The sequence below is a fragment of the Albidovulum sediminis genome (assembly GCF_025380365.1).
In the GTDB taxonomy this organism is placed as follows: domain Bacteria; phylum Pseudomonadota; class Alphaproteobacteria; order Rhodobacterales; family Rhodobacteraceae; genus Albidovulum; species Albidovulum sediminis.
On the sequence record NZ_JAOCQF010000001.1, the window covers coordinates 286,403 to 305,427 of the forward strand.

Annotated in this window: 17 protein-coding genes and 1 pseudogene; 15 read left to right on the forward strand and 3 right to left on the reverse strand. The window is 70.5% G+C overall.

Annotated features, from left to right (window positions below; all coding sequences use genetic code 11):
- Position 1 precedes the first annotated feature (1 nt).
- Entirely contained in the window at positions 2–1,537 is a 1,536-nt protein-coding gene (locus N5I32_RS01385; RefSeq protein WP_261493605.1) for a di-heme oxidoreductase family protein, read from the reverse strand.
- Positions 1,534–2,799, reverse strand: coding sequence for an imelysin family protein (locus tag N5I32_RS01390; RefSeq protein WP_261493606.1), 1,266 nt, complete (start codon positions 2,797–2,799; stop codon positions 1,534–1,536). The genes N5I32_RS01385 and N5I32_RS01390 overlap by 4 nt, the downstream gene beginning before the upstream one ends.
- Positions 2,800–3,029: 230 nt before the next feature.
- On the opposite strand from N5I32_RS01390, the gene N5I32_RS01395 reads away from it, so the two are divergent.
- From N5I32_RS01395 to N5I32_RS01435, 9 genes are all read left to right on the forward strand, one after another.
- The gene (locus tag N5I32_RS01395) at positions 3,030–4,310 is read left to right on the forward strand and encodes a GNAT family N-acetyltransferase (protein WP_261493607.1); all 1,281 of its coding nucleotides are present in this window, start codon (positions 3,030–3,032) and stop codon (positions 4,308–4,310) included.
- A 217-nt stretch (positions 4,311–4,527) separates the two neighbouring features.
- On the forward strand, positions 4,528–5,712 hold the full coding sequence (locus N5I32_RS01400) for an FAD-dependent oxidoreductase (RefSeq protein WP_261493608.1): 1,185 nt from the start codon (positions 4,528–4,530) through the stop codon (positions 5,710–5,712).
- Positions 5,713–5,716: 4 nt separating this feature from the next.
- Positions 5,717–5,974: a sarcosine oxidase subunit delta gene (locus N5I32_RS01405; protein WP_261493609.1), complete on the forward strand. Its 258-nt coding sequence runs from the start codon at positions 5,717–5,719 to the stop codon at positions 5,972–5,974.
- A complete protein-coding gene (locus tag N5I32_RS01410) occupies positions 5,964–8,897 on the forward strand; it encodes a sarcosine oxidase subunit alpha family protein (RefSeq protein WP_261493610.1) in 2,934 nt (977 codons plus the stop codon). The genes N5I32_RS01405 and N5I32_RS01410 overlap by 11 nt, the downstream gene beginning before the upstream one ends.
- Entirely contained in the window at positions 8,894–9,394 is a 501-nt protein-coding gene (locus N5I32_RS01415) for an aminomethyltransferase family protein (RefSeq protein WP_261493611.1), read from the forward strand. Before N5I32_RS01410 ends, N5I32_RS01415 begins: the two co-directional genes overlap by 4 nt.
- Before the next feature lie 192 nt (positions 9,395–9,586).
- On the forward strand, positions 9,587–10,168 hold the full coding sequence (locus tag N5I32_RS01420) for an OsmC family protein (RefSeq protein WP_261493612.1): 582 nt from the start codon (positions 9,587–9,589) through the stop codon (positions 10,166–10,168).
- Between the two features lie 51 nt (positions 10,169–10,219).
- Positions 10,220–10,396, forward strand: coding sequence for a hypothetical protein (locus tag N5I32_RS01425; protein ID WP_261493613.1), 177 nt, complete (start codon positions 10,220–10,222; stop codon positions 10,394–10,396).
- A gap of 197 nt (positions 10,397–10,593) precedes the next feature.
- Positions 10,594–11,841 carry a flavin-containing monooxygenase gene (locus N5I32_RS01430; RefSeq protein WP_261493614.1) on the forward strand — a complete coding sequence of 416 codons (1,248 nt, stop codon included), beginning with the start codon at positions 10,594–10,596 and terminating at the stop codon, positions 11,839–11,841.
- 11 nt (positions 11,842–11,852) lie between these two features.
- Entirely contained in the window at positions 11,853–12,998 is a 1,146-nt protein-coding gene (locus tag N5I32_RS01435; RefSeq protein WP_261493615.1) for an NAD(P)/FAD-dependent oxidoreductase, read from the forward strand.
- 122 nt (positions 12,999–13,120) lie between these two features.
- On the opposite strand, the gene N5I32_RS01440 is transcribed toward N5I32_RS01435, so the two are convergent.
- Entirely contained in the window at positions 13,121–13,270 is a 150-nt protein-coding gene (locus N5I32_RS01440; RefSeq protein WP_261493616.1) for a hypothetical protein, read from the reverse strand.
- A gap of 294 nt (positions 13,271–13,564) precedes the next feature.
- Between N5I32_RS01440 and N5I32_RS01445 the strand changes: the two genes are divergently transcribed.
- From N5I32_RS01445 to cysK, 6 genes and pseudogenes are all read left to right on the forward strand, one after another.
- The gene (locus N5I32_RS01445) at positions 13,565–13,921 is read left to right on the forward strand and encodes a group I truncated hemoglobin (protein ID WP_261493617.1); all 357 of its coding nucleotides are present in this window, start codon (positions 13,565–13,567) and stop codon (positions 13,919–13,921) included.
- 3 nt (positions 13,922–13,924) lie between these two features.
- Positions 13,925–14,974 carry an adenylate/guanylate cyclase domain-containing protein gene (locus N5I32_RS01450; RefSeq protein WP_261493618.1) on the forward strand — a complete coding sequence of 350 codons (1,050 nt, stop codon included), beginning with the start codon at positions 13,925–13,927 and terminating at the stop codon, positions 14,972–14,974.
- Between the two features lies 1 nt (position 14,975).
- Positions 14,976–16,904: a hybrid sensor histidine kinase/response regulator gene (locus N5I32_RS01455; protein WP_261493619.1), complete on the forward strand. Its 1,929-nt coding sequence runs from the start codon at positions 14,976–14,978 to the stop codon at positions 16,902–16,904.
- On the forward strand, positions 16,901–17,599 hold the full coding sequence (locus N5I32_RS01460) for a response regulator (protein ID WP_261493620.1): 699 nt from the start codon (positions 16,901–16,903) through the stop codon (positions 17,597–17,599). The genes N5I32_RS01455 and N5I32_RS01460 overlap by 4 nt, the downstream gene beginning before the upstream one ends.
- Positions 17,600–17,786: 187 nt before the next feature.
- On the forward strand, positions 17,787–17,960 hold the full coding sequence (locus N5I32_RS01465) for a hypothetical protein (protein ID WP_261493621.1): 174 nt from the start codon (positions 17,787–17,789) through the stop codon (positions 17,958–17,960).
- Positions 17,961–17,971: 11 nt separating this feature from the next.
- Positions 17,972–19,009 (forward strand): annotated as a pseudogene (gene cysK, locus N5I32_RS01470) (cysteine synthase A); the annotation flags it as partial.
- Between the last annotated feature and the right edge of the window lie 16 nt (positions 19,010–19,025).

Sequence of the window (19,025 nt, forward strand, 5' to 3'; positions counted from 1 at the left end):
GTCACAGGCTCCCCAGGAAGCTGACCAGGGCGTCGCGGTCCTCTTTCGGCAGGTGGTAGACGGCATCGCGCGCGGCCTTCCCCTCGCCCCCGTGCCACATCACCGCCTCGAGGAACGTGGTGGCGCGTCCGTCGTGCAGGTAGCTTTCGCGCCCCGACACCTGCGCCGTCAAGCCGATCCCCCACAAGGGCGGCGTGCGCCATTCGGTCCCCGTGGCGCGGCCCTCGGGGCGGTGGTCGGCCAGCCCCGCGCCCATGTCGTGGAGCAAGAGGTCGCTGTAGGGCCAGATCAGCTGGAACGACTGCGCGACCGCCCCCTCCATCCGGCCGGTCACGTATTTCGGCACGTGGCAGCCGATGCAGCCGGCCGTGTAGAAGATCTCCTTGCCGCGCAGGACCGCCGGGTCGGCCACGTCGCGCCGCTCCGGCACGCCGAGGTTGCGGGCGTAGAAGGTGACGAGGTCGAGGTTTACCTGCGACACTTCCAACCCGTCGGCGGGGTCGGCGCCGGTCTCGGCGTCCAGGCAGGCGGCTTGCGCGGCCGTGCAGTCGCCGTGGCCCGAAGGGTGCAGCGGCGTCGACAGCCCCATGTCGCCGGAAAAGGCGCCGGCACTTTGCTCCTCCACCGTGGGCTGGCCGGCCTTGTGGCCGAAGCGCCCCAGCATCGGCACCCCGTGGCGGGCCGAGAGGACGATGCTCGCCCGCCCCGAGATGCCGTCGCCGTCGGCGTCGTCGGGGTCGGCATGGGCCAGGATGTCGGCCGCCGGGATCGCCTCCAGCAGGCCGAGCCCGATCATCTGAGGCGCGACACGGGGTGACAGCATCAGGTCGGGTGCGGGCGGCCCGTAGCCCGGATCGGCAAGGCGGTAGCTGGGCGCGTGCATGGTGATCGCCTCGCCGTCGGGGAAGGTCAGCGGGGTTTCCTCCGTCTCGACCTCCATCCGCCCCTCGGCGGGGAGGCCGGCCAGCGTGAAGTTCTGCAACTGCCCGCCGTAGACCGGGTCGGGGCTGGTCGCGATCCAGTCCGGGATCAGCGCGGTTTCCGCCGCCGCGCCGCCGGGGACCGACAGGCGCAGGAACAGCGCCACCGCATCCTCGTCCGGGCGTGCGGGGGGCAGGCCGCGGCCGTCCTTCAGGTGGCAAAGCTGGCAGGCGCGCGCGTTGAACAGCGGCCCGAGGCCATCGGAGGACTGCGTGGAGGAGGGCGCGGAAACCCAGGCCTTGGTGAACAGACCGTTGCCGAGGTTGAAGGTCATCCGCCCCTCGAGCCCGATGTTGGCCGAGGGGTCGGAGAAGGCATCTGCCGTCGCCCGCGCCCGCACCGTCGCCGCGCCGGCGGGCTTCGCCTCGAACCGCTCGGGGGCGGTGAAATCGCGGGTCGGGGCGGTGACGGCGGCGATGCGCGCGTCCTCCTCCGCGGTGCGGGGCAGGAGCGGCAGGTGCAGGTCCCTCAGGTCTCCGGTGTGGCCAGGGGCCGGGTGCGCGGACGCGGCGAGAAGCGCCAGTGCCGCCAGCGGAAACCCGAGGGCCCGCGTCATTGGAACACGTCCCCCGCGCCTTCGAGCGTCTCGTCGCCCTCGACGACCACGCCTGCGAGGCCGAGCGCGGTCGAGGCCCGCTCGATCGAGCGTGACTGCGCCACCAGCGCCTCGACCAGCGCGGTGATTGCGGCCTCGCCCCCGGCATTGCCGACCTGAAGCAGCATGTCGTAGCTCTGCCCCTCGTCCGCCAGCGTGCGGAGCGCGTCCGCGGCCGCGAGGCTTTGGCCGATCTCGCCGCCAAGCGCCCCGGCCAGCGCGGGATCGGCCGCCGCCAGCGCGTCCTTCAGCGCGGGTCCGGTAACCTCGGTCCCGTCGATCCGGGTGTAGCGGCCGAGATAGACGTTCTCCACCCCCTTGATGTCGAAGTAATGGCTCTCAGGCGTGTTGTCGGAAAAGCAGTCGTGCTCCTCCTCCGGGTCGTTCAGGATCAGCCCCAGCTTGACCCGCTGCCCGGCCATCTCGCCGTAGGAGAGGTTGCCCATGCCGGTCAGGATCGCGGCGAGGCCCGCGTCGGCATCGGCGGCAACGGCGGCGCGCGCATCGCCCCCCTCGGCCCATTGCGCGGCCATCCAGGCGAGGTCGGAAACCAGAAGGTCGGTCGCGACCTTGAGGTATTGCGCGCGCCGGTCGCAATTGCCGCCGGTGCAATCGGCGCCCTGCGCATAGTCGGTCCAGGGGCGGCCGCCCGCCTGCGGCGCGTCGCTGACCAGATCCTGCCCCCAGAGCAGGAATTCGATCGCGTGATAGCCGGTGGCCACGTTCGCCTCGTTCTCGCCCGCCTCCTGCAGCACGTCGGTGAGCAGCGCGGGGGTGATCGTGGTGGCATCGACCGTCGCGCCCGACAGGGTGAAACTCGGGTTGGCGATGACGTTCAGTTGCGCCAGCGCGTTTTCCTCGGAACCGAAATAGGCGGCATCGACATAGTCGATCAGCCCCTCGTCCAGCGGCCAGGCGTTCACCCGGCCTTCCCAGTCGTCGACGATGGGGTTGCCGAAGCGGAAGACCTCGGTCTGCATGTAGGGGTCGCGCGCGGCGCGCCAGGCGGCGCGGGCGGTGTCAAGCGCCTCGGGCGAGGGTGCTGAGATCAGCGCGTCGACCGCGACCTGAAGATCGCGCGCCAGCGTCAGGCTGTCCTCGTAGCCCGCCTCGGCGATGTCGGCATAGGTCGCCACGATCGCCGGCCCGTCCGCGGCCGACGCACCGGGGACGAAGGCGAGAAGGGCGAGGGGGGCGCAGCAGAGAAGCCTGTGGGCGCGCATGGTGTCGTTCTTCCGAATCTGTCCTGGTCGCGGCTAAAACCAACAGAAGTTGTCAGAATTGTAAATCCGATAAAAATAGTAATCTAATGCACGGCCCGATGACCTGCCGCAACAGCCTGCGCGTTTCCCGAATGGCAGGCCAACATCGGCAATTCGCGGATTGGTTGAGCATCAAGAAACGCCTCGCGTTAAAAGTGGTCGCATCGCGGATCTTGCCGCATAGTATCACGATGAATCGAAGCAGCGTCCTGCGCACCGACATTCTTGCCGCGGCCGGTGCCGGGGCGATTGCGCAGGCATGTGCCGACGCCGTGTCGGCGCGGCTTGTCGGTTGCGGGCATGCGGATACCGCGCATCCCGACGCCCGGACCGGGGCCGGTCTCCTGCAGGAGTGGGAGGACTTCCTTGCCGAAACCCGGCAATCCACCCGCTACAACGGTGCCCGCCGTTTCCAGGCCCGGGCGGCGGCTGTCGCGGCCGGCGCCAAGGACAACTGGGGAGAGCCCGTGGCGGCGCTTTTCTCGGACACCGGGGTCCGGGCGCTGATCACGGGTGCGGCGCGGGCGCGCGGCCCTTGGTACGGGGCGCGCCGCCTCTCGGGCCTGCTGCCGCCGCTGCGATGCCTCTCGATCCCCGAAAGCGGCATCGTCCTTGGCGATCAGGCCGCAGCCCTCGACGCGGTCCGACGCCACCTCGGGGCGCTGCTGGACCGCGGCGCGGTGGATCGGATCGACATTCTGAACGTGCCGACCGACAGCGCCCTTCACGCCGCACTAGCCCGCGACCTCGGCGGGCGGTTCCGGGTGATGTCGAACGACCATGTGCGCCACCTCCGGCAACTGCGCGAACCGGGGAGCGGGGCGCCGATCCAGCAGAACTCGGCCAAGACGCGCCAGAGCCTGCGCCGAAAGCTCAGGAACCTTTCGGACGCGTTCGGCGGCGCGTTCGAGTTCCTGCGCTTCGATGCGCCCGAATCCACGGACCGTTTTGTCGCGCTGGCGGCCGAGGTCACGGCGCACACCTATCAGGTGGCACTGAACGTCGGGGTCAAGGATGACGCGCCAACCCGCGCCCTGGCACGCGAACTGGCGGCCGAGGGTCTGTTCCGCGGCTATGTCTTCCTGGGTGCGGGCCGGCCCATTGCCCATGTCATGGGCGATCTGGAATGCGGCACCTTTCGCCTGTGGGCGACCTCGTTCCTGCCCGAGTGGGGCCGGTTCTCGCCGGGGATACTCCTTCTCGACCGGGTCTTCGATGACCTGACCGAAGAGGGGGCAGAACGTTTCGACTTCGGCCACGGGGACGCCGCCTACAAGCGGCTCTTGTCCACCGGATCGCAAACCGAGGCGGACCTGACCCTCTACGGGCCGGGAAAGGCGGCGGCGCTGGCCTGGGCCGTCCACTGCGTCACCGTCAGGTGCAAGTCGCTGCTGCGGCAGGCGGCGGCACGGTGGGGCGTGCTCGACTGGCTGCGGAAGGCGGGACGCGGGGCGCTTCGCCGCATGGGCTGAGGCGGGCGGGGGCTTGTCGTCCCGTTCGAGCGCCGCGGCCCGCCTCCCCGCGCGGGGGCTGGATCGGCGGCTGAAGCAGCGGCTGAATCGGGCAGTCGCGCACCGTTGCCGGTTGCCAATGCGATGTGCATGAGGCAACATCATTATCAGCATGCAACGATATTCCTTCCTTTCCCTCTGTCGCCACGCGCTCGGTCAGCATCGGGGCTGGGCGCCGGTGTGGCGGACGCGGCCGCTGCGCGACCGCTACAGCGCCATCATCGTGGGCGCCGGCGGGCACGGGCTGGCGGCGGCCTACCACCTGGCGAAGGATCACGGCATCACCGATGTCGCGGTGCTCGAGGCGGGCTGGCTGGGCGGCGGCAATGTCGCGCGCAACACGGTCACGATCCGGTCGAACTACATGCGCGACGAATCGATCCCGTTCTACGTGAAGTCGGTCGCGATGTACGAGGCGCTGACCCGCGACCTCAACTTCAACCTGATGCATTCGCGGCGCACGATGATCGACGTGCTGCAGACCTGGGGCATGGTGCGCGACCGCCGCCGCCGCCGTCTGATCATGGACATCTACGGCTCCACCTATCGGGACATCGACGTGGCCGAACTGCGCCGCCGCATCCCGGCGCTGACCGGCGGCGGGCCCGGGAGCCGCCTGCCCATCCTGGGCGCCGCCGTCCACACCGACGCCGCGGTGAACCGGCATGACGCGGTGGCCTGGGGATACGCGCGCGCCGCCGACGCGATGGGGGTGGAGATCCACCAGCAGACCCCGGTCCGGACGCTTTTGCGCGGGGCGGACGGCGCCATCGCCGGGGTCGAGACGGCCCGCGGGCCCGTGCGGGCGCCGGTCGTCGCGCTTGCGGTCTCGGGCCACACGACGACGCTGACAGAGACGGTGGGCCTGCGCCTGCCGCTTCGCACGATCAACCTCACCGCCTTCGTCTCCGAACCCGTGAAGCCGGTCGTCGACGTGGTGGTGAACTGCCCCGACCTCGGCGTCTACCTGTCGCAGTCCGACAAGGGCGAACTGGTGATCGGGGGCGCGACCGACCTGGGCCAGTCGTTCCGGCGCGACATCAAGCAGTCGGTGTTCGAGGACACGGTCGCCGCGATGCTGGAGCTTTTCCCGGCGTTCCGGCGGCTGAAGCTGATGCGGCAGTGGGGCGGGCATCTCGACATGGCGCATGATGCGAGCCCCATCGTCTCGGCCACCGACATTGCGGGGCTGATCGTCAGCGCGGGCTGGTGGGGCGGCTACAAGGCCATTCCCGCCGGCGGCGCCGGTCTGGCCCACCTGATCGCCACCGGCCGCCCGGACGCGCTGACGGCGCCCTTCGGGCTGAACCGTTTCCGCCATCTCGACTACGTGATCGAGACCGGCACGACCACGGCGAGGTAGGGCGATGCTGGTGCTCGACTGTCCCTTCTGCGGGCCCCGGAACGAAAGCGAGTTCGCCTATGGCGGGCCCGCCCTGGCGCCGCGCCCCGCCGATCCTTCGGCCGTCAGCGACGCGGACTGGGTCGACTGGCTGACGGTACCGCCGAACCCGATGGGCGAGGTCGAGGAGCGCTGGTGGCATCTGCGCGGCTGCGGCGCGTGGCTGACCGTGCGCCGCCACACCGTGACCCATGCGGTGACGGAGGTGCGCCTTGGGCGGTAACGGGTGGCGGCTGGCGGAGGGGGGGCGCATAGACCGGTCGCGGCCGCTCCGGTTCCGCTTCGACGGGCGCGACCATGTCGGGTTCCACGGCGACACGCTGGCCTCCGCGCTGCTGGCCAACGGGGTGCGGCTGAGCGCGCGCAGCTTCAAGTATCACCGCCCGCGCGGGATCATGGGGGCGGGCGTGGAAGAGCCCGCGACGCTTGTCCATCTCGCGGGTGAGCTTGCCTCGGGCAACCGGCCGGCGACGACGCTGAGGCTGAGCGACGGGCTGGAGGCCTGGCCGGTGAATGCCTGGCCCTCGGCGCGGCTCGATATTGGCGCGGTCAACCAGATGATCGCGCGGCTGATCCCGGCGGGGTTCTACTACAAGACATTCAAATGGCCTGACTGGCACCTTTACGAACCGGCGATCCGGCGCGCCGCAGGGCTTGCGCCGGCCCCCGCGACGCCGCCCGACGGCGCCTGGGAGGCGCGCCACGCCCATGCCGACATCCTGATTGCCGGGGCGGGGCCGGCAGGCCTGATGGCCGCGCTGGTCGCGGGCCGGGCGGGCGCGCGGGTGATCCTGGCCGACGAGGGGATCGAGGCGGGCGGATCGCTGCTGACGCGCCGGCTCTCCATTGCCGGCGCGCCGGCCTTGGACTGGGTCACGGCGGCGGTCGCGGAGCTTGCCGCCCTGCCGAACGTCATGCACCTGCAGGATGCGGCCGTCTGGGCCTGCCGCGAGCACAACCTTGTCATGGTCGAGGAGCGCGCGCCCTCCCGTCCCGCGATCCTGGGGCGAAGCTGGCGCGTCCGGGCGGGGCGGGTGATCACCGCGACCGGCGCCATCGAGCGGCTCATGGTCTTCGAGGGGAACGACCAGCCGGGGGTCATGCTCGCCTCGGCCGCGCAGGCTTATGTCAACCGCTGGGCGGTCCGGCCGGGCCGGCGCGCGGTGGTCTTCACCAACAACGACAGCGCCTATGCCGCCGCGGCCGACCTGGCGCGCGCGGGCGTCGAGGTCGCGGCCATTGTCGACAGCCGCGACCCGGTGCCGGAGCATGCCCGCGCGGCGTCAGCGGGCCTGCCCGTGCTGGCGGGCCACGTCGTGCGTTCGACGCAGGGCGGCCGGGCGCTGCGTGCGGTGACCGTGGCCCCCCTGGCGGGCGGCGGCGCGCGGCGGATCGACTGCGACCTGCTCGCCGTGTCGGGGGGCTGGAGCCCGGCGGTTCACCTCTATTCGCAGTCGCGCGCGCCGATCGCCTGGGACGACCGGCTGGCCGCCTTCCTTCCGGCCGGACCCGCGGGGCCGGTCGCGGCGGCGGGGGCGGCCGACGGCGCGCTGGAGCTTGGCGTGGCCCTTGCCGACGGTGCAGCGAAGGCGCGGGCCGCCCTTGCGGACCTGGGGTTCGCCCCGCCCGATGCCGCCCTGCCGGAGGCGGAGGATCTGCCCTATGGCATCACCCCGCTCTGGACCGTGCCGGGCGCGGGGGCGAAGGCCTTCCTCGACATCCAGAACGACGTCACCGTGGCCGACATCGAACTGGCCCTGCGCGAGGGCTATTCCAGCATCGAGCATGTCAAGCGCTACACCACCGGCGGCATGGGGCTCGATCAGGGCAAGACCGGCAACGTCAACATCATCGGCGCGGTGGCCGAGCGTCTGGGCAAGACCCCCGGCGAGGTCGGCGTGACCACCTTCCGACCGCCCTGGACGCCGGTCGAATTCGGCGCCATCGCCGGGCGGCGGTCGGGGCCGGTCGTCCTGCCCTATCGCCACACGCCGCTGACGGACTGGCACATGGACCAAGGCGCGGTGATCTACGAGGCGGGCGCGCGCTGGCGCCGGCCCGGCTACTACCCCCGCCTCGGCGAGGCGTTCCAGGACACCGTCAACCGTGAGGCGCGGACCGTGCGCGAGGGCGTCGGCATCTACGACGGCGCCCCCTTGGGCAAGTACGAGATCAAGGGCCGGGACGCGGCCCGCTTCCTCGACTGGATCTACACCAATGTCTTTTCGTCCCTGACGGTCGGGAATGGCCGCTACGGGCTGATGCTGACCGACGACGGGCTGATCCTTGACGATGGCGTGTCGTTCCGGCTGGCCGAGGATCGTTTCGTCATGTCGACCTCTACCGGCAACGCCGATGCCGTCGGACAGCATATGGAGAAGTTGCTCCAGATCGAACGGCCGGACTGGCAGGTCATGATCACCAATGTCACCAGCCAGTGGGCGAACGCGACGATCTGCGGCCCGAAGGCGCGTGCGGTGCTTCAGGCGATGGGCACCGACATCGACATGTCGCCCGCGGCCTTTCCGTTCATGTCCGTCCGCGACGGCCGGGTGGCGGGATTGCCCGCACGGGTCGCCCGCGTCTCCTTCACCGGCGAGTTGTCGTTCGAGGTCAACGTGCGCCCCCGCGACCTGCCCGCCCTTTGGGCCGCGGCGATGACGGCCGGCGCGCCCTTCGGCATCACGCCGATCGGGTCCGAGGCCAACCATGTGCTGCGGGTGGAAAAGGGCTTTCTCTCGCTCGGGCATGAGGTCGACGGCACCGCCGATCCCCATGACCTCGGCATGTCCTGGGTGATGGCGGCGGCCAAGCCCGACTTCATCGGCAAGCGGTCGGTGGACCTGCGCCGCGCCTCGGGCCGGCCACGCCGGGAACTGGTGGGCTTCCGCCCGCTCGACCCCGACCGGCAGGTTCCGGAAGGCGCGCCGCTGACCCCCGGCGGCCGGACCGAGGCGACCGAGGGCTTCGTCACCGCCTGCGTCTGGTCCGTGGTCGAGGGGCGCTGGCTGGGGCTGGCGCTGTTGCAGGACGGCCGTGCCCGGATCGGCACGCGGGCGCATGTGCGCCTGCCCGGTGGCGTGATCGAGGTGGAGCTTTGCCCGCCGGTCTTCCACGACCCGAAGGGGGAAAGGCTGCGGTCATGACAGGCTACGATGTCGCGATCGAAAGCCTGCCGATGCAGGCGGTCATCGACCTGAAGGGCGAGGCGGCGGCACTGGCGGGCTGGTGCGGCGACGTCCTGCCGCAGTTTCCGGCGCGGCCGAACAGCCTGACCCGCGCCTCGGGCCGCGCGCTTCTGCACATCGGGCCCGGCCACTGGCTCCTCTGCGCCGACCTCGCCGACGAAGACAGCCTGATCGCGGCCCTGCGGCCCGACGCGGCCCCGCCGCAGGTATCGGTCGTTCCGGTCTCCGACTCGCTTGCCCATTTCGCGGTGACAGGCCCCGACGCGGCCGAGGTGATGGCCGTGGCCACGCCGCTTGACCTGCATCCGACCGTCTTCGCCGAGGATGCGGCGAGCTTCACCGAGGCCTTCGGCCTCCGCGCGCTGGTTCGCCGCCACCCCGGCGGGTTCGCGCTGTCGGTCGACCGCAGCTTTGCCCCGATGATCCTTCAGGCGCTGAGCCTCTCCGCCGGTTGAGGACGCCGGGCCTGATCCCCCTTGCCGACGGTGCGCAGGGTGCCGGCGTGACCGCCCTTCGCGGCCCCGGGCGGCGAAACCATTGAAACACTCCGGGCAATTCGACTGAAACGCGGCGCCTCTAGGTCTTCGCCCCATCGGTCCGGACGGATCGAGCGAAACCAGACACACCGTCAATCCAGGAGAGATGACATGACCACCGCAACCATCGAGAAACCCGCCCGCGTCGCCATGAACGGCGTCGACATCCCGACCTTCGTCGCCACGCTCGGCGTCGTGGGCCAAAACCCCGAGATCGCGCACTTCACCTTCCGCGCGAGCGGCGAATGGCTTTCGGGAACGCATTCGCGGACCAGCTTCGAGGGTTTCTTCGGCGCCATGGGCGAACAGAAGCACCGCCAGAGCTACGCGATCGAGGGCGACCATCCGCAGGTGCTCTGCGGGGCCGACAACGGCGTGACCCCGGTCGAGATGCTGCTGGCGGCGCTGTCGGCCTGCCTGACCGCGGGCATCGGCAACATCGCCGCGATGCGGCAGGTGAAGCTCCATTCGGTCGAGACCTCGATCGAGGGCGACATCGACCTCAACGGCATCCTCGGCCTCGACAAGTCCGTGCGCAACGGCTTCTCGGGCATCCGCGCGACCTTCCGCATCAAGGGCGAGGCGTCCGACGAGGTGCTGGAGGCCATCGTTCACCAGTCCGTCGCGCGTTCAGCGGTGTTCGACGTGCTGACCAACGGCGTTCCCGTCACCGTCGCGGCCATCGCCGCGTGACCGACCCGCAGGGGCCGCGCCGGCCCCTGCCGCAAAAGGAGCAGGACAGAGATGAAACGGAAATTCGACACGCCCATGGGCAAGACCTACGGCCACGGCTTCGACGCCGTGACCGACCGCGCCGACATCCGCGCCTTCGTCACCTGGTGGAACGACAGGTCGGCCTTTCCCGTCGGCGGGCAGGCGCCGGAGCCGCTGGACCTTCCGGCCCCGCGCATGGCGGCCTGAAACCCCCCGCCATTCCACCCGAAGCGCCCGCGGCACCCTGCTGCGGGCGTCTTCGTTTCCGCGCGCCCCGGAGGTTTCCCCGGACGCGCCCCGGACCCACCGCGAAACAACTGAAACCGGAACCCCCGCCGCGCGCCATCGGCCTGAAACCTGGCGCTGGCATCCCGTGCCGAAAGCACAGGATCCCGGAGAAAACCATGCCATTGCACATTGATGTCGTCGTCATCGGCGCGGGCCAGGCCGGCCTTGCGCTCAGCCATTGCCTGACCGCCCGCGGCATCGAGCACGTGGTTCTGGACCGCGGCCGGGTCGGCGAACGCTGGCGGTCGGAGCGCTGGCCGGGCCTGCGGCTCCTGACGCCGAACTGGATGACGCAGCTGCCCGGACTGGCGCCCGACGTCGAGCCCGACGGCTTCATGCCGGCGGGGGAGTTCGCGGGCCTTCTCGACCGCTATGCGGAAAGCTTCCGCGCGCCTCTGGTCACGGGGTGCGAGGTGCTGTCGCTGGAACGCGGCGCGCGCGGCTTCGTCCTGCGCACGACTCTGAGCGGCTGGAGCGCGAACCAGGTGGTAATCGCGACCGGGGCCTGCGACAGGCCCGCCGTGCCCGACTGGGCGCGCGCGCTGCCCGCGGGGGTGCGCCAGGTGACGCCCGCCGCCTACCGCGGCCCCGACGATCTGGCGCCGGGCGGCGTGCTCGTCGTCGGCGCCTCCGCGACCGGCATCCAGATCGCCGGCGAAATCCGGCGCTCGGGGCGGCCGGTGACCCTTGCGGTCGGCCGCCATGTCAGGACGCCACGCCGCTATCGCGGGCGCGACATCTTCTGCTGGCTCGACGAAAGCGGCTTCCTGCGCCAGCCCCGCGACCCGGCTGCCGACAATGGCCGTCTGCTGGCGATGCCGTCGCTGCAACTGGCGGGCAACGCCGATGGCGGCGACATCGGGCTCGATCCGCTGGCGGCGCTTGGCGTCACCATCACCGGGCGCGCGACCGGGGTGCGGGACGGGCGGGTGGAGTTCGCCGCGACCCTTGCGCGCGAACGGGCCGCGGCCGAGGCGCGGCGGCAGGGGCTCCTGGCCGGCATCGACCTGCATGTTTCACGGCACGCGCCTTATGCGCCGGAAGATCCCGCCGCCTGGGCAGCGCCCGCGCCGATGGCCGAAGGTCCGCGCACGCTCGACCTTTGCGGCGGCGCCGTCCGCACGGTCGTCTGGGCCACCGGGTTCCGCCGCCGCTATCCGTGGCTGCGGCTCCCCGTCCTCGACGCGGCGGGAGAGATCGAGACGCGCGGCGGCAGGACGCGGATTCCGGGGCTTTTCGTCCTTGGCCTGCCGTTCCTGCGCCATCGCAGTTCGGCCTTCATCTACGGAGTCGGCCGCGATGCCGAATGGATCGCCGCCGCGATCGAGGCCGGACGCAGACATCCCCATCTGATTGCAGCCTGAAGGAGAAGGCCATGACCGGATCACAGACCCCGAACACCTACGATGCCATCGTCGTCGGCGCCCGCTGCGCCGGGGCGGCGGTGGCCATGCTCCTGGCGCGCCAGGGCGCGCGCGTGCTGGCGGTCGATCACGACCAGCCCGGCACCGACACGATGTCCACCCACGCGCTGATGCGCGGCGCGGTGTTCCAGCTGCGCAAGTGGGGCGTTCTGGCCGAAATGGAGGTCAGGGGAACGCCGGCCATCCGCCGCACCAGTTTCCTTTACGGCGACGAGGCCATCGACATTGACCTGAGGATGGAGCACGGCATCGACGCGCTGCTTGCCCCGCGCCGTGCCATTCTTGACGCCGCACTGGCTGGTGCGGCCGCAGCGGCAGGGGCGGAACTGCGCTATGGCACCGGGCTTGCCGGTCTCGTCCGCGACGCGGCGGGGCGGGTCTGTGGCGCCGAACTGCGCCTGCCCTCGGGCGGCATCGAAACGGTCCGCGCGCCCATCGTCATCGGCGCCGACGGCCGCCGCTCGGCGGTGGCGCGCCTGGCCGGGGCCGGCATCCTGCACCGGGGCCGCCACGCCGCCGCCTGCGCCTACCGCTATGTCGAGGGGCTGCCCAACCGCGGCTATCGCTGGCATTACGCGGCCGGGGCGGCAGGCGGGGTCATCCCCACGAACGAGGGGCTGAGCTGCGTCTTCGTCGCGCTGCCGCCGCCGGTCCTTGCCGAGGCCCGCGCCGCCGGGTGGGAGGCGCTTCTGCGCCACGTCCCGACCCTGGGCGATGATCTTGCCTCTGCCCGCCCGGTCACCGCGCCGGTGGTGTTTCCCGGCCTGCCGGGCTACTTCCGCCAGTCCGCCGGCCCGGGCTGGGCGCTGGTCGGGGATGCGGGCTATTTCCGCGACCCGATCACCGCCCACGGGATCACTGACGCGTTCCGCGACGCCGAGATCCTGGCCGGGGCGGTGGTCCATGGCCGGGTTGCGGACTATCCGCTGACCCGCGATGCCCTGTCGCGCGACTTCTTCGAGCTGACCGACCGGCTCGCCTCGTTCGACTGGACGCTGGCCGAGGCGAAGGTGCTGCACCAGGCGCTCAACAAGACGATGAAGGCCAACCAGAACTGGATCGCCGGCATGGGAGACGGGCGGGCCGAGGCGGCCTGATCCATCCGCCCGAACGCGCAAGACCCGCCTTCGGGCGGGTCTTTTCGCGTTCCGGGCCGGCCAACGGCAAAAAGGCCCGCCGGGTGTGGCGGGCCTTCAGGCGCTTGCGCGCGGGCAAGGGGTCAGGCGCGGCGGGCGCGGGCGTTCACGTCGTCCACGAACAGGCCGATGTCGCGGCACAGGGACGGGGAAAGGTGGCGCACCGCGAAGTAGGCCCGGCGCTCCTCACGCCGTTTGCGCAGGGCATCGTAAAGGTCGTTGATCGCTTTCATCTCAGGGTTCCTTCCGGGGTTTCGATGCCCCTCTTTTCCACCCGCAGGGTTTCAGGGCGATGTCGCGGCGCGCCCGAATGCGCTTCAATTCCTTCGGCCGCGGCGGGCTGGCTGAAACAGTTGAAACATTCCGGGCGGGGCGGCGACACACGTCTGAAACAGCGGGCGGGGAGCATGGAGCCCCTCGAAGGCCGGAAATGCTTGCCACGCGGAGCCCGATTGCCCATGCTTGACGCTTACCAGTTCCTGTCGGCCGCCTGTTCCGGAGGCCCCGAGCATCAGGGAGGTGAACGCATGCAGAAAACGCTGTTCGAGAAGTACGGCGGCTTCTCCTTTGTCAGCAAGATCGTGCTCGATCTCTACGACCGCCTGCTCGACGACGACGATATCGGACCGTTCTTCGACGATATCGAAATGGCGCGGATCGTGGACCATCAGACCAAGTTCATCTCCTCGCTCATGGGGGGGCCGGCCTCCTACACCGACGACCAGATCGAGAAGATGCACGCCCGGCTGTCGGTGACGCACGCGCATTTCGACCGCCTGCAGGACATCTTGCGCGAAACGCTGGCCGATCACGGGATCGAACAGGCCGATGTCGATGCCATCGCCGCCTCGTTCGAGGGCCGGCGCGGTCGGGTCGTGGGATAGGCCATGTCCATCGCCGCGATCAACGAGCAGCTGCTGCGGGCGATCGGGGTGGGCGTCGCGCTCCTCGACCTCGATACGATGCGGCTGCGCTTCTGCAACGACACCTTCCGCGAATGGTTCGGCGAGATCGAGGCGGGGCAGCATCTGGCCGACCTGTTCTCCGGTCTCGAGATCGACGCGCTGAAGGCCGCCCTGCACGGCGAGGGGCGCTACAGCTCGGAAACGACCTTTCGCGTGCGCCGCCGCACCATGACGGTGGCGATGGCCTTCAACCGCGCGCTGGACGGCGAGGAACGCATCGTCGTCCTCGTCTGCCAGAACATCTCGCGGATCAAGGAGCTGGAATCGATGATCGATTCCTACTCGATGATGGTCGAGCGCAACACCCGCGAGATCCGGCGCGAGAAGGAGCAGGTCGAGAAGCTGCTGCTCAACATGATGCCGCGGTCGGTCTACGAGGAATACAAGACCTTCGGCATCGTCACCCCGCGCCTCTACGATCCGGTCGCGGCACTCTGCCTCGACTTCGTGGGCTTTGCCGAGACGGTGGTCGAACATGACCCCGGCGTGATCGTCTCGGAGCTCAACGACATCTACACCGCGTTCGACCGCATCGGCGAACAGTTCGGCTGCGCCCGCATCCGCGCGGTGGGGGATTTCTACATCGCCGTCGCGGGCATGCCCGACCCGTCGGAGGACTACGCCCGGTCGGCGGCAAGTGCCGCCGTGCGCTACCTGCGCTATCTCCACCAGCGCAACGAAAGCCACCCGATCAAGTGGACCTGCCGCATCGGCATCGCCGCCGGCCCGGTGGTGGGGTCGGTCGTCGGCGTGCAGAAATACATCTACGACGTGTTCGGCCCGGCGGTCGTCCACGCCAGCCGCATGCGCGCCGCCGCGCGTCCCATGCAGATCGTCGGCAACCGCGACTTCGTCGACCGTCTCGACGACCGTTTCGCCACAGCCCCCGCAGGCCGCCTCGACCCCGGCGCGGAGTGCCGGGACGAGGCCTTCGCGATCACGGCCGAGGTTCACGCCGGCCAGGACGGCTGACATGGCCGCCGGGCTCGAACCTTCCGTTCCGGACGGCGTCGGCATCGGGGAGGACGCGGAGGCGCAGAGCGCGGATCTTCTGGTGGAGGTGATCGACGCGCTGTCGGTGGGGCTTGCGATCTTCGACGAGGACGCCCTTCTGCAACGCTGCAATGCCGGGTTCCGCAGGATGAACCCGGTGCTGGCCGATCTGCTCGAGATCGGCATGGGCTGGGATATCATCCTGCGGGAATGGGCCCTTCGCGGCGGTATCCCCGCCCCGGCGCGCGACCGTCTCGAAAGGGCCGAGGCGCGGCTGGCCGATGGCGAGGCGACGGTCGCCCCGCTCGAATTCGGGATCGGCGGCTCGGTCTTCGAGATCGCCATGCGCGCGACGGCAGCCGGCGGTTTCGTCCTGGTCCAGAACGACATCACCGAGCGGCGCAACCTGGAGCAGAGCGAGCGCGAGGCCGACCTTCTGCTGCGCAAGGTGCTGGAGGCCTGCCCGGCCAACATCGTCATGTCGCGCGTGGGCGACGGCGAGGTGATCTACCGCACTCCGGCGGCAACGGAACTTCTCGGGACGGCGAAGCGGACCCACGGCATCTTCGCCTCGCGCGAGGAGCGGGCGGATTTCATCACCGCCCTTCTGCCCGACGGGCGCGTGGACAACATGACGGTGACCGGCCTGCGCGCCGACGGCACACGCTTTCCCTGCGTCATCTCGGCCCGGCTGATCGACTACCGGGGCGAGGATGTGATGGTCTCGACGACGGTCGACATCAGCCGGGAAATCCAGTTGCGCCGCACCCTGGCCGAGCAGCGCGAACAGATCTTCCAGGCCGAGAAGATGTCGGCGCTGGGCGAGTTGCTGGCTGGCGTGGCGCACGAGCTGAACAACCCGCTGTCGGTCGTCGTGGGCCATGCGCTGATGCTGCGCGACGAGGATATCGACCCCGAGACGCTGAGGCGGGTGGAAAAGATCAGCGATGCCGCCGAACGCTGCGCGCGGATCGTGAAGTCGTTCCTGGCGATGGCGCGCCAGCAGCCGGCGCGGCTGGTTCCCGTCGATCTGGGCGAGACGCTGGAAATGGCGATCGAGGCGCTGCGCAACGGCGCCGATGGCCTTCAGACCGCGATCGACCTCGACATCGCGGACGCCCTGCCGCCGGTGCGCGGCGACGCCCACCAGATCGCCCAGGTCGTCATCAACCTTGTCACCAACGCCGATCAGGCGATCCGCGACAGCGGCACGGGCGACCGCGTGCGTATCTCGGTGCGCCTCGACGACCGGCAGGGCATGGTCGAGATCACCGTGGCCGACAACGGCCCCGGCATCCCCGACGCGATCCAGGGCCGCATCTTCGACCCGCTCTACACGACCAAGCCCGTGGGCAGCGGCACCGGCATCGGGCTGGCGCTTTGCCACCGCATCGTGACGGCACACTCCGGCCAGATCCGGGTGCTGCCCGACCGCGGCACGGGTGCGGTCTTCGTCGTCCGCCTGCCGGTGACGCGCGGCGATGTCCTGCCCGAGGGGACCGGCGGGCTGGCCCGCGCGGGCGGGTCGCGCGGCCGCATCCTCGTCGTCGACGACGAGGAGGACGTCGTCGACCTGATCCGCGAGGTGCTGGTCCGGGCGGGCTTCGACGTCGATACCGCGGCCTCGGCGGAAGCCGCGCTTGCGATGGTGGAGGAGGGCGACTATGCGCTGATCCTGACCGACCTCAACATGCCGGGGATGGGCGGGCGCGGCCTTTACGAGCGCCTTCTGCGCGAACGCCCGGCGCTGGCCCGGCGCACCGGCTTCGTCACCGGCGACACGATGAGCCCGCAGGCGCGCGGCTTTCTCGACGGCGCCGGGCGGCCGTGCCTTGAAAAGCCGATCGCGCCGGCGGAACTGAGGAAGCTCGCCGAAACCATGCTGGGAAGCCGGGGGGCGCCGGGATGAGCGACCATGTCCTGATCTGCGACGACGAGGCCGACCTGCGCGAGATGCTGGCCGAATACCTGGGCAAGCGGGGGTTCCGCACCACGCTGGCCGCGGGGGCCGCGGACCTGCGCGCCGCCCTTCAGCGCGAAAGGCCCGACGTCATCCTGCTCGACATCGCCATGCCGGGCGAGGACGGGCTGTCGGTCCTGCGCAGCCTTCAGGGCCCGGATGCGCCGCTGGTCATCATGCTGACGGCGGCGGGCGAGGTCGTCGACCGGATCGTCGGGCTCGAGATGGGGGCGGACGACTATCTGGCCAAGCCGGTGGACCTGCGGGAGCTTGTCTCGCGCATCAAGGCGGTGCTGCGCCGGCGCACCGCCCCCGCCCCGCAGCCCGAGACCGAGCGGACGCGGTTCCGCTTCGGCAAGACCTGGCTCGACCTCGCCGGGGCGCGGCTGATCGACGAGGACGGTCAGGAGATTCCGCTGACCTCGATGGAGTTCAACCTGCTGAAGCTTTTCGCGAAGAACCGGGGCAGGGTGCTCAACCGCGACCAGATCCTCGAGGGCGCGCACGACCGGTCCTGGGACCCGTTCGACCGGTCAATCGACATCCGCATCTCGCGCATCCGCAAGAAGATCGAGGCCAATCCCGCCAAGCCCGAGGTCATCCGCACGGTGCGCGGCGTGGGCTACATCTACGACCCCTCCTGAAACATTTGAAACCGCGAAGCACCGGGGGCGCAATCGCGCCGAAACGGTCGCGCCGCATGTTCGCGCCATCCACCCCGACCGTGGATGCCGGCAGGACACCCCCGCCTTTCATCGTGGCTGCGGTCCCCGGCGTGGCACGGCCGGCCCCGTCAACCCACCCCGTCACTCCAACCGGAAGGTTACCGAAATGCACGTCTCCGATCACCCTCGCAAGCACGCGCCTGCCGCGACCGCCGACATTCTCGGCCCCTTCAGCCCCTGGCCCCGCCGGACGGGCAAGCCCCGGCGCCGACTGCTGGCAGGCGGGGCCGCCGCCGCTGCGGCCGCGGTCTTCGTCCATTGCATCGCCCCCCTGCCGTGAGGGCCGCCCCGATGACACGCACCCTGAACAGCCTTCTCGACACCATCGGCAACACACCCGTCGTCCGCCTTTCGCGTATGGCGCCGGAGGGCGTCGAGGTCTTCGTCAAGCTCGAAGCCTTCAACCCGATGGGTTCGGTCAAGGACCGCCTGGCGATGGGCATCATCGAGGCAGCCGAGCGTGACGGCTCGCTGCGCCCCGGTCAGACGGTGATCGAGGCGACCAGCGGCAACACCGGCATCGGGCTGGCGATGGTCTGCGCGGCCCGGGGCTATCCCCTCGTCGTCACCATGGCCGAGAACTTCAGCGTCGAGCGGCGCCGGCTGATGCGGTTCCTGGGCGCGAAGGTGATCCTGACGCCGGCCTCCGAAAAGGGCTCCGGCATGGTCGCGAAGGCGCGCGAACTGGCCGAGCGGCATGGCTGGTTCCTCTGCCGCCAGTTCGAGAACGAGGCCGGACCCGACATCCATTCCCGCACCACGGCGGAGGAGATCCTGCGCGATTTCGCCGGGGCGCCGCTCGACTGCTTCGTCTCGGGCCTCGGCACCGGCGGCACGATGAAGGGCGTCGCGCGGGTGCTGAAGGCGCAGAGCCCCGCGACCCGCATCATCGCGGCCGAACCCGACAACGCGCCCCTGCTGGGATCGGGCCGCGCGCAATCCTATGCGCCCGACGGCGGCCCTGCGGCCAGCCATCCGGCGTTCCGGCCGCACCTGATGCAGGGCTGGACTCCGGATTTCATCCCCCGGCTGGCCGCCGATGTCGTCGCGGCGGGCCACATCGACGAAATCTGCCCCGTCGCGGGGGCCGAGGCGCTGGCCGTGGCGCGGGATCTGGCGCGGAAAGAGGGGATCCTCTGCGGCATCACCGGCGGGGCGACGCTGGCCGCGGCGCTGACGGTCGCACGCCGCGCACCGAAGGGCGCGCGCATCCTCGCGATGCTGCCCGACACCGGGGAACGCTACCTCTCCACCCCGCTTTTTGCCGACATCGACGCGGCGATGGACGCGGAGGAACAGGCCATCGCCGCCTCCACGCCGCGGTTCCGCTTCGACACCGCCGCCG